8 protein-coding genes are annotated in these 12,015 nt (G+C 43.9%); 2 read left to right on the top strand and 6 right to left on the bottom strand.

Annotated elements, in window-relative coordinates:
* Nucleotides 1-82: 82 nt before the first annotated feature.
* From PSE69_RS01965 to PSE69_RS01985, 5 genes are all read right to left on the bottom strand, one after another.
* Entirely contained in the window at nt 83-2,872 is a 2,790-nt protein-coding gene (locus PSE69_RS01965; protein WP_121874836.1) for a M16 family metallopeptidase, read from the bottom strand.
* Nucleotides 2,862-4,568 carry an ABC transporter ATP-binding protein/permease gene (locus PSE69_RS01970; RefSeq protein ID WP_121874835.1) on the bottom strand — a complete coding sequence of 569 codons (1,707 nt, stop codon included), beginning with the start codon at nt 4,566-4,568 and terminating at the stop codon, nt 2,862-2,864. The genes PSE69_RS01965 and PSE69_RS01970 overlap by 11 nt, the downstream gene beginning before the upstream one ends.
* Nucleotides 4,569-4,616: 48 nt before the next feature.
* Entirely contained in the window at nt 4,617-7,385 is a 2,769-nt protein-coding gene (locus PSE69_RS01975; RefSeq protein ID WP_121874834.1) for a secretin and TonB N-terminal domain-containing protein, read from the bottom strand.
* Nucleotides 7,386-7,502: 117 nt separating this feature from the next.
* Nucleotides 7,503-8,489: a FecR family protein gene (locus tag PSE69_RS01980; protein WP_004926667.1), complete on the bottom strand. Its 987-nt coding sequence runs from the start codon at nt 8,487-8,489 to the stop codon at nt 7,503-7,505.
* On the bottom strand, nt 8,489-9,025 hold the full coding sequence (locus PSE69_RS01985; protein ID WP_014656824.1) for an RNA polymerase sigma factor: 537 nt from the start codon (nt 9,023-9,025) through the stop codon (nt 8,489-8,491). The genes PSE69_RS01980 and PSE69_RS01985 overlap by 1 nt, the downstream gene beginning before the upstream one ends.
* Before the next feature lie 179 nt (nt 9,026-9,204).
* Between PSE69_RS01985 and PSE69_RS01990 the strand changes: the two genes are divergently transcribed.
* Complete coding sequence (locus tag PSE69_RS01990; protein ID WP_004926672.1) at nt 9,205-9,987, top strand: energy transducer TonB; 783 nt, start codon at nt 9,205-9,207, stop codon at nt 9,985-9,987.
* Between the two features lie 43 nt (nt 9,988-10,030).
* On the opposite strand, the gene PSE69_RS01995 is transcribed toward PSE69_RS01990, so the two are convergent.
* A complete protein-coding gene (locus PSE69_RS01995) occupies nt 10,031-10,810 on the bottom strand; it encodes an AhpA/YtjB family protein (RefSeq protein ID WP_004926675.1) in 780 nt (259 codons plus the stop codon).
* Nucleotides 10,811-10,906: 96 nt separating this feature from the next.
* Here PSE69_RS01995 and serB point away from each other — a divergent pair, with 96 nt between their 5' ends.
* Nucleotides 10,907-11,884, top strand: a complete 978-nt coding sequence (gene serB, locus PSE69_RS02000) for a phosphoserine phosphatase (protein ID WP_004926677.1) — start codon at nt 10,907-10,909, stop codon at nt 11,882-11,884.
* The last annotated feature ends 131 nt before the right edge of the window (nt 11,885-12,015 follow it).

The raw sequence follows: 12,015 nt of genomic DNA on the forward strand, positions 1-12,015 counted from the left end.
CGTATTTTCGTGAGGCAGCGTTTTATCAGCCCGTATTTTAAGCGAATAAAAAGGGGGAATTAACCCCCTTCAATAGCTACGGTTATGGTGTCATCGTAAATACTTTCGGGTTTTGCCCCAGATATTGATTGGCGATACGGTTGAGATCATTGACCGTAAGTTGCTGGATAATGGCACGCTCTTGGTTTAGACGCTGATATTGTTGGTCATCGGCAGCGACCTGAGCTAACGCCTCGGTCCAATAACCTGAACTGTCGGTTATTTGTGCATTTTCCGTAAGCCAAATATTTTTTGCTTCAGTTAATTCTTTACTATTTACCCCTGAGTGACGTAGTTGATTAATTGTCTTTTGGGCGATCTGTGACATCTCCTCAGTACGTTCTGGTGAGGTGGTAAAGTTGAGGCGTGCAAAATAGTAAGGCTGCGGTTTTTTCGCCAGCATTTGTGAAAAACCAAGTGCATAGATACCGCTGGCTTTTTCGCGGAGTTCGCCACGTAGACGTTGGCTCACAATGGTATCTAGCAGTTGCATTGCTAACTGATCTTGCTGTGTCCATTGTGCAGGGGCAGCAAATTGGATGCTGACCATACTTTTATCACTACTGCTGATCGGGTAATTTTTATTGAAGCTCGCCATTTTAGGCATGATCCCCTGATCACGCCATGCCAGCTGATGATGACTGGCAGGGATAGAAGCAACCCACTGTTCTAATAATGGTTTTAAGTCACGGGTATTCACTGCTCCGCTAATTACCAGTGTCATATTCGCCGTCGAAGTGAGTAACTGGCGGTTAGCTTGCTGTAATTGGCCCGCGGTGAAATTTTTCCAGCCACCTTGTGGGTTAATGACTAACAGTTCACCGTGCTGGTAGCTTTCCTTATTAATATTATCAAGGAAGGTGCGCTCAACAGGTGTTTTGGCAAGGTTCAACGCAAATGACTGTTTCTGCTGCTCTAATTTTTCACCGCTAAATTGCGGAACTGTCAATTTTAAGTGCAGTAATTGCAGGGCGGTTTCGAGGTTATCAACAGGGGCCTTACCGCGGAAACCATGAGTGAGCAATTCACTATAAGGGCGAAGCGAAATCTGATTTTGTTTCGCTAATAATGCCAAATCACGTGCGCTATATTCACCATAACCGCTACTTTCTGGTAGCTTTAATGCCCAATCTGTTAGCCCCGCAGTTTGCATGGTTTCAAGTGAACGGCCGCCGGGTAGCTGTAAATTAAACTGAATATCTTCTTTAAGATTTTTATCAGCTTTGACGATGACCTGAATACCATTGCTAAGTAGCCAACGTTCGGTTTTTGCGACAGGAAGTGCAGTCTGCTCAGTGATTGTGCCTTTAGCCACTTTAGGCAATTGCAGAATGATCGCTTGAGAGCGTAAGGTGAATGGCCCCGGTGAACTTAGGCGGGTATTTTGCCACTGCTCACTAAAGTCCGCATGATTGACTTTATTTGCGTCAGTATCAGGACCAATTAGGGCTAAGCGTGGTGAAGCTTCATTTAAAAAGTTAGCAACGTGCTGCTGTAAATCGTGCGGTTTAACTTTTCCAATCAGTTGGTAGCTCTTATCCAATTGTTGGCGTTTATTCCACATTGGCATCTCATATTCAAGCGCGGTGGTTAATTGACCTGCCAAATAATCATTGCCATAGCGCTGTTCAGCGGCGGCCTGCTGGCTGAGTTTTTTCAATAGATTTTGACGAGCGCTATCAAGCTCTTCTTGTGTTACCGGCTCAGTCGCTAATCGCTGTAGCTCAGTAAATAAAACCTGAGTGGCGCCAATATAATCATCTCCTTTAGGGTGGATAATCATTAATTGTTGTAAGCGCTGGTTATCTAACATCGAGCCTTGCTCATTAATACTAATGGCGGGTAATACGCCATTATCCACTAAGACAGAGAAACGTTGATTTAGAATGGCGAGCCATAAGCTATCCATTAAATCTTCGTATTGCCCTTCTCGTGTGTTGAGAGGGGCGATAATGTCTTTTTGCAAAGCAAATTGAACATAACGAGCGCCTTGCTCTTTATCAAACACTGGTTGAACTAACAGCAAATTAGAGTGAGCAAACTGCTTCCATTCTGGATTGTCTTGAGACAAGGTTTCTGGCTTTGGTATAGCGAAAAGCGTATTGATTTCGTCACGTACTGTAGATTGATTGAAATCCCCAATCACCAGCAGGGCCATACGTTGTGGCTGATACCATGTCGCATAATACTCTTTTGCCAGTTCAATCGGTGCTTGGCGAACGATATCGAGTTCCCCTATTGGGTTACGCTCTGCATAGCGGCTACCGTGGTAGCGTAAATGCTCAAGGCTATCATTAACACGATAGCCCATCCCTTGGCGCAAACGCCACTCTTCAATAATCACTGGGCGCTCTTTTTCAAACGCTTGTTGATCAAATGAGATATTGGATGCCCAATCCGCCATCACTTGTAGGGCTGTTGAGACTTGTGCTGGTGTGGCGTTCGGGAGTGATAGCTTATATAAGGTTGAATTGAGGCTAGTGATCGCGTTGACATGACTGCCAAGCTTCAATCCTTGCTGTTCTAACTGTTTAAAGCCTGTTGTGCCTGGAAAATGTTTTGTACCTTTAAAGGCCATATGTTCAGTAAAATGGGCCAATCCTAGCTGTTGTTCGTTTTCTTGCAACGAGCCACTTTTCACTAATAAGCGTAGCTCAACACCTGGTTGAGAACGCGGTAATAGGTAAACGTTTAGGCCATTATCTAATTGATAATGTTGCAAATCAGTACGGATAGGCAATAAATTCTGCCCCATCGTACTGGATGAAGCAGACACCCCGCAGCCTGTGAGGCTGAGGCCAATAAAAGCGGCGAGTAATATTTTACGAAGCATATTCAGGCAATCCTGTGGTTATATTGGCGCGAGTTTGCGCTTCTTGAAGCGGAAGAGTGTGTTCGGCAACTTGTGATAGGAAACGTTGATGGGTAACCAACACAATAGCGCTATCGTGTAGTTCATGTTTAATGAGTTGAATTAACTCAAGGGCGCTATTTTCATCAAGTGCTGAAGTGGTTTCATCCAAAAGTAATAATTTAGGGCGATTCAGAAGAAGTCGAGCAAACATAATGCGTTGTTGCTCACCACCTGATAATCGGTTATGCCAGTCTGTCTCTAAACTTAATTGATAGTGCAGTTTCTCTAGACCCACTTTGCTAAGTGCGAGTTTAAAATCAGCCTCTGTAAATTGCTTAGCATCTTGAGGGTATGCCAGTAAGCTGTCTAAACGGCTGATAGGAAGATAAAGGCGTTGTGGGATCCACATTAGGTGGTTTGTACGTTTAATCGCACCTTCAAAGAATGGCCAATGGCCACTTAAAGTACGTAATAGGGTTGATTTACCAATGCCGGAGCGCCCAGAAATTAAAGTGACTTCCCCTTGTTTAGTCACGACATGCACATGCTCAATTAAAGTGCGATTATCTGAGGTAGTCACTTTAACAGCGGCATCAAGTAAAGGTGGTTCTTCGGTGATTTCTACCTCAGCCGCTTTATCATTTTCCAATAAAATCACAAAATTATATAGACGTGAGACGGTAGCCTGCCATGCCGCTATTTCTTTATAGGCGAAAATAAACCAGCCTAATGAAGTGGCAACACTGCTAAAGGCTTGGCGTAACTGCATCAAACCGCCTAACATAATTTCGCCGGCGAGGAATTTGGGCAGCGCCAATAATACAGGGGCGAGAGCGGTCACTTGTTGGTAGCCAACGGTGTAAAAAGAGAGGTTCCGTTCGCAACGAATTAAACGGTTCCAATTACGAATAATTTCACCGAAGCGCTGCATGAGCTCTTTTCTATCTTGCGTCTCACCACGTTGCCCTGCTATTGCATCGCCATGCTGACGGCAATTGATCAAGGCGCTACGGTAATCGGCTTCACGGCGCTGCTTATCCATATTTAAGCGACGTAGAGGGAAACCTATCCATTGCGTTAAGGCGATACCAATAAGGGTGTAAATAATACAGGCCCAAAACATATAACCGGGGATAGACCAATCAGTACCCACCAAGTTGAATGAGAGGCTACCTGACAGTGTCCAAAGAATAGCGGCAAAGGAGACCAGTGTTAACATTGAGTGCAGGAAGGTGACCAGCAGATTCAGTGTCGATTCAATCAGTAATCGAATATCTTCTGCAATACGTTGATCAGGGTTATCTGGCTCTTGTGAGGTTAATCGTAGCATGTAGTGTTTACTGTTTGGAGAAAGCCAGCGATTGAGCACTAACTCTGTCATGCCTTTACGCCAACGAATGATCAGCATTTGCTTGAGATAGTTCCCCATAACGACCACGAAAATTAATCCGCTTACTAACACCACAAAATATTGCAAGAGGCCATAGAGTGCCTGACCATCCAGTTTCTGTAACGCATTATAGAAATCACCGTTCCACATGTTCATTTTGACATTGAACCAGACCGATGACAGGGTTAGCCCCAGTGAGGCGGCAAGCAGTAGCCAGCAGAAAAGGGCAGCGCGCTGCCCCCAAAAAGGTTTAACTAAATAGAAAAATTGTTTCAGTGTCTTCATGACGTTCTTCGTATTGTTGTTGTAGATTGCTCACATTGCTAACAAGATTTAAAGGTCGTAATTGACCTGTAGCCAGAATTGGCGACCTGGATCGTAAGATTTCAACACCCTATCTTCGAACACAAAGCGGTCTGCGATATTTTTATTATTCAAGATATTGTTCACTTCAACAGAGAAACCAAAGCCATAGGCAAAATCAGGTTTCCAGCCAAGGCGGGTATCCCATGTGTATTTACTGGAGAAGTGCTGTTTGGTGTATTTACGAACTTGCCCATACTCGGGATCAAATGCGTAGGCATTGTCATAGCGAACAGCTTGGTCGCGTGCGCCCCACCATTGCAGGCGGTTATACCAAGTTAGGTCGTAATCATCCCAAACACTGGTCAGTTCTAAGTTTAATTTGAATGGCGAGTTGAAACTGGTGGATGGCAGTTTCGAGGCATCAATGACTTTACCGTCATACCATACCTTGTTGAGGTTCACTTTATTGGCAGGATCAAATGAGTTATAGCCTGCATCTTTTGGCGTATTACTTTCACTTTGCTGCCATGTCAGTGAAGCGGTCATCACATGAGAAGCTTCTGCCCACTCCCAAGGTTGGCTGTTATTAACGGAAAGTGTCACGGTGTCATGTGAACTACGACCGCCATTATCAAAGGTGCGAATGCTACGTTTACTTGCATCACGAGTATCGTATTTGGTACGCGTTCTTACCTCATCATAACCTTCACGGTGGACATATTGTAGGCGCCATGTGGTTGATAAGATCTCCTGTTGCAGTGCAAGGGTTAGCTCATCGTTATAAGGGGTTTTAAGTGAATCAAGTCCTTCATAATCTTTTTTGTTATCCCAATCGTTTTTATTAGGATCTAGGGAGCAGCCATCATAACTATTGCATAATTGCATCCCATCATTTTGTGCGCCATATAAGGCATAGGTGAGCATTGAACGACCGTAATAACGGTTCGCACCTGCAATAATCTGTGTTTTGCCATCGCCAAAGACGTCGTAGTTACCGGATAAACGCGGTGCTATATTGGTACGATTAACGAAGTCGTCGCGATCTAAACGGATCCCCGGACGAATGGTTAACTTGCCGTATTGAATATTGTCATCAAGGAATACAGCATAATTAGTGTAGTCCGCAGCGTGGCTTCCTGCTTGGAATCGAGTGACATTACTGAGGTAACCGTTATACATGCCACTGTCATCTATGCTACCTGTGTATGTATAACGGAAGTAGTCTTTATCTCGTCGATAAGTGCCTTTGGTGTAATTGAGCTCTGCGCCTAAAGTGGGTTTATGAGTGAGGCCTATGCCATCTTCCATGGTATTAAAACGCATCACCCCCTTTAACCCATGATTTTTCTGTTTTGAGGTGAGATCGCCTAAACCGCCGCTGCTACTTTCCGTGGTTTGATAGGTGGAATAGTCAATAGCACGGACTGTGAGTGAATATTTTTGGTCATCAGTACGATCATCTTTGAGTGTTTGGGTGTTCGCGGTTAACTCGAATTGGCCAATATCAAATTGATGTTTAAAAATCGCGGTAAAACCCAGTCCATCATGGGTTGAATCATAACCTGAATTCATGACTGAAGCAGAAAATAGACGACTATCGTAAGAGGCATAGTTAGCTGAGAGATCTAATGTGCTTTTATCTGATAGGTCGAGCGAATATTTCAGGAAGTAGTTATCCGATGTACGGTGCTGCTTCTTTTCACCTGAAGCGAAATTAACCATTTCCACTTGATTATTTTCATCAAAGATAACGGAATCGCCGCCAGTTACCGTCATTGGTATCGTGGAACTGCGGCGTGATGCTGAAAATACGATACCTGAATTTTCACTGACACCTAATTCGAACCAACCACCAAAATCATCTTTATCGTAGCGATTTTGGAAACGAGCAGGGTTAGCGGTGTCATTCTTGGTCGTATCGATCCCAAGCGAGGAATCATGAAATAAATTGTTCCAACCCGAGCGGGTTAACCGATAATAGGCATGTGCGCTGTTTTCACCTTGCCAACGGCGGCTATTAACCTCAACGGTTCCCCCCGTAAAGCCACCAAATTCGACAGGAATATTATTGTCATAGACCGCCATACTATCGATAAGACGACTATCGATATAGATCCCCTGATCGCTACTGCTTAAGCGGGTTGCTGTTTCACCAAGGCCATTATCTGCGGGGTCAAAGTCATTGTTGAAGCTAACGCCATCAAGACGATAAGCATTTTGATAACTGCTGGAGCCGTGAATTGAAATACGCGAAGGCTTTATTTCCCCTTGGTTCATTGAGTTGCTGTCATTATTAGCAAATTGAACGGCAGGGTTGGTTTTCATCAGATCCGTAATATTGCCATCGCCCGTGTTACGTTGGCTGATCTCTTCCGATGTCACATACTGTGGCGCAGACATAACATCTGTCGCTGGGTGATTTTGTTGTACGACCCCAGAAACCTGTGTTTCGGGGAGGACTAATGTACCTTGATTAAGGTTCTGTGAACGGATCACGAAGATGCCATTATCACTGACTAACTCTAATCCGCTACCGATAAGTATTTTTTGTAATGCGGTTTGTGCGGTGTAGTGACCTGATAATGCAGGCGCGCGTAGGCCATTGAGTTGGCTCTTGTCATACAGTAATTGGATATTTCCTTGCTGGGTTATCTGTGCCACAGAAGTGGCTAGTGCTTGTTCTGGAAGTGAGAAAGCGACTTCTTGCGCAGCAGCAGATTGGCAAACTATTGCGCTACTAACGGCAACGAACAGTGCAAGCGGCTTAAACCGTTTGTGGGTGAATCGAATAGACATGAGTATCCCTTATTCTTAAGCGGCACAAAAAGTGTGCTAAAAATGGCAAAATAAATAACAACTGCTTAAGTAGAGGGGGAAATGAGAATTATCCTCACCTGTAAATCGAAATAATTTTCATTTATTTTTTTTATTTTGAATAATCAATATGTTATTTTTGTCTTGATAAACGACTTGTACAGGTAAAAGCATTGGAAGTGCTTGGAAAAATGACTCAGGTTGACGTAAATTGATCCGACCAGAGATTTTACTTTGCGCTAAAGAAGGCGGTGATAATTCAATGTTGACGGGTGAGTAAGCGTTAAGTTCAGAGAGCACCTCAGCCAATGGTTTATCAGTAAAGCTCAACTCACCAAAACGCCACCTTGCCACATCAAGAGGCGCAATTTTATTCATTTTGACAGGGCTATTGATGGCAGAGCTAGTCGCGCTATCCCCAGCAAACAGGTAAGTCGTTGCTTGCTCTTGCCCTGTTTTCAGACTCACTATCCCTTTGCTAACACGGACAGCGACTTGTTGCTGATGTCTATCGACTTCAAACTCAGTGCCAATGACTTGAATGCGCCTTTCATCGGCTAAAATCACAAAAGGCCGATAAGGATTGGATTTGACTTTGAAATAAGCGTTACCTTCATCTAGATATATCCGCCGAACCTCTGTTTCATAGGCTACCCGCACGCGTGTCTGGCGATTGAGAAATAATGCAGAGCCATCCGATAGAGTGACCTCTTTTGGCATATTAGTTGCGACGAGAGTCATATTGTTGAACAACATTGAGGGTAGCTGACTATAGGGTAAGAATAAAATAGCGGCAATAAATAGCGCTGCTAAGGTATTTCCCAATGGGCGCCATAACCGGAAAAAGAGCTGTTTTTTCGGGGGGAGTTCAATAGACGCTGGCCGTGGCATTGAATCGAACTCGCGCCAAACCCCTGCAATCGCTTCATAGGCTTTCGCATGCTCAGGAGATGCGTGTAACCAGATATCAAATTGCTTTGCCTGTTCAGCGCTCATCTGCTGACTGTGCTTGCGGGTGAACCACAGCGCTGCTTGCTCATCAATAGAATCTAATGTATCCGGCTCAGAGTGTGTTGTACGTGTCATTAATTATTATTGCTCTGATTATCAAGGTGTTTTTTACAATGTACCAAAGCTGCTGCTATATGCTTTTCGACCATACTAATGGAAATTTCCATTCGTTCAGCAATCTCACTTTGTGACAAACCATCAAATCGGTAGAGCAAAAAAGCTTCGCGACGCCGTGGAGGGAGCGACTCGATCGCCTCACTAAGCCACTGGATACGTTGTTGATGCTCCAGTATTTCACTGGGATCAGCTTGTGTCTCTTCGAGCTGCTGTTCAAGTAAAGCATCATCAATGTTTGTTTCAGACGTGGATTGGCGTTGATGACGTCGCCAATGGTCAATTAACACATGATTGGCGATTTTGAACAAATAAGCACGGCTCTCTTTAATCGGAGATTGCTCTTTTCGATTAAGCCATAGTGTAAACACATCCTGAGATAAATCATCAGCATCGTTACTATTACCTAGCCGATTGCGGAAAAAGCGGACAAGTTGGCTATACGTTGACTGATATGCGCCGCTAATTTTACGGGCAAGGGATTTATCAATAGTCATTTTTCGCTGGTGTTAAAAGTTAAATTACACGCTTAGGCGTGATAAAGATTTGCTCAAATCGCTTTATTGTTTTATTTCAAATAGTTATTTTAACTTTAGAATGTTATTAATAATAATGAATATCATTTTTGTTTGTATTATGCCTATAATCTGCAAAAAATAAAGTCGTGAGGCAGAATATGAGCAGTATCGCGGGTAAGTTAGAGCGCCCGATTTTCCGTCCACTGGGCGGTTTATTTTTAAGTCTTCTTTTCCACGGAACACTCGCAGTGATATTTATTGGCTGGTTTACGGCGTCAATACCGACAACAGGGGTATTGCCACCCGCAATATCATTACAACTAGGCGTTTATCAGCTTGAACAGCATTCAGAGCCTGAAGTGAATCATGCTGCGAAACAGCAAATGGCGACACATGAGGAAGTTTTACCTGAATTAGTTGAAAAAACAGAAAAACTACCCGAAACACCGTTAGTTAATAATGGAACCTTAACCAAGGTCAGCGAAAAGAAACACCCACCTAAAAAGAAACCTACACAAGTCAAAAAAGTCGTTGAAGAGGCGCCTCTCAGTACGCAAGAGTCAGCAGTGACTTCGGCACCAGCAGCGGGGAGTGAAGCAAGTAGCAGTGCGAACTTCTCCAGTAATGCCTCGGTGGCGGTGAGTGGTCATCAAGGTTGGCACAGTGAGGTTCATCAGCGTTTAGCAAAAGCGAAACGTTATCCAAGGGCGGCGCTACGTTTTCGTTCAACCGGTGTCTCTCAGGTCAAAGTGATGGTGGACAGTCACGGTGAGGTGATTAGTGCCAGTTTGATTAATTCATCTGGAACCAAACTGTTAGATAAAGAGGCGATTGCGACCATAAACCGCGCAGCGCCATTCCCAGCTCCTCCTGAAACGCTATTAGTGGATGGCAAAGTCGAATTCGTTGCACCGATTGTTTTTGATACTTATTCCATGTAATTGAACTGCTGAGGGGAGATCCTCAGCAGTGTGAGTTCGTGGCTTAATTTTCAGGGGGTTTGGGCTTATTCGGCTTGCTTTTAGCACGACGTCTTTTAGGGCGATAAGGCCGATGTTCGCTTCTTTTTCGGTCGAAATGAGGTTTTTTGGCAATGTTTGGTGCCATATTTTCATCATCTTCATTGCCGCTGTCTTCATCAACAACGAGCTGAGGCGGTACATTTTTGCCTTTCTTTTTCTTGGTGCGGAATAAGGTATTTGCCAGCACAATCCCAATACAGAGCGCTAATAAAATAAAGAAACGTAATACATTGGTACTGTTATCAGCTTGCTGAATTTCTGTGGTTAGTAGCTCAGTATCAATGGTAAGCCGTAAATAACCTTTTGGCTCTTCTTTTCCGGGAATAGGTACAACCAGTTGATATTGAAAAGGTTGTGTTGATTGTTTGCTATCAATGGCAAGGCGTTCACGTACCGGAACTGACTCTCCCGCACTCGCAATTAAGGTTCCTCCCGCCGAATAAATACTGGCATCCAAAATGTATTTGTCTTTGGTGACATTGTTTAAATTGGCGATAATGCGTTCTCGATTAAAATCTTTGCTGCCGGAAACGATATAATCGGATAAGCTGAAAGCCACTTGTTCGGCCAAAACTCGAGTTAGCTGTTTAAATTGTTCGACTCTGTTTTGGTTTTGGCTGTTACCTAAATAGGTTATGCCATGCATTAATAGGGCGATTAATGCGACACAGATAATAATTATCACTGTTTTGTGAAGCTTAAAGGTCAGTTTCATAGAAATCACTAAGTGCTCTTTATCCATTCTCTGGCATCATGTTGCCAGAGCTTGTACAGATAAGGTAGTTTTGGGGCATATTTTTATTATAAAACGTTGAGTCGATTACAGGAGCTAATTTTCATGTCAACGAGTTTGACCTATTGCTATTTACCCGATGAAATTCAAAAGTGGCCTGGGTTACCGCTGTCATTGAGCGGTGAAGAGGTCATGCCTTTAGATTACCGCGCTGGCGACAGTGGTTGGTTATTATATGGACGAGGGTTAGATAAGGCACGGATCAGCGATTTTCAGCAGCGTTTGGGGATAGCGATAGTGATCGTTTCATCATGGCGAATCGATGACTATCAAGTGGTCAGAATTGCGGGAAGCATTACTCCTCGCATCAAAAAATTAGCCGATGAAAGTTTATTAGATGTTGTTCCATTAGGGCAAATTCCCCGTTTACGTTCACCGGGCCTGCTGTTAATGGATATGGACTCTACGGCAATTCAAATTGAATGTATCGATGAAATTGCACGTTTGTATGGCGTGGGCGAGCAAGTATCGGAAGTGACTGAACGAGCCATGCAAGGTGAGTTAGATTTCACGGAAAGCTTAAGAGCGCGTGTGGCGTTACTTAAAGGGGCCGATGTGATGATTTTGCAGCAAGTCATGGATACGCTGCCATTGATGCCTGGCTTAACCAGCCTTGTTCGTAAATTACAAGCGATGGATTGGCATGTGGCGATTGCATCAGGAGGATTTACATTTTTTGCCGATAACTTACGTCAACAATTAAAATTGGTCGCCGCTGTTGCGAATCAGCTAGAAATCAAAGACGGTAAGCTCACCGGTAAAGTCAAAGGGCCAATTGTCGATGCCAAATTTAAAGCACAAACGCTGGTTAAGTTAGCAGAGCGTTTAGAAATACCGATTGAACAAACCGTGGCAATCGGCGATGGCGCAAATGACTTGAAAATGTTGCGTAAGGCGGGGTTAGGAATAGCTTATCACGCGAAGCCAAAAGTCTACGCACGTGCCAAAGTGGCTATCCGTCATGCTGATTTAATGGGGGTTATGTGCGTGTTGAGCGGGGGGCTTAAGCACGAAGAGCGGTAATATTCATCATACAGGGCAGCCGTAAAGCGACGGGGTATTTTAAGTATTACGGGCAGCAACTATGCGGATTATTGAATAGCATATACTTTGAATTAAAGGCAGTTAGTTAAAAAAGGGTTAATAGGAGCAAT

Source organism: Providencia sp. PROV122 (assembly GCF_028482365.1).
Taxonomy (GTDB): domain Bacteria; phylum Pseudomonadota; class Gammaproteobacteria; order Enterobacterales; family Enterobacteriaceae; genus Providencia; species Providencia stuartii.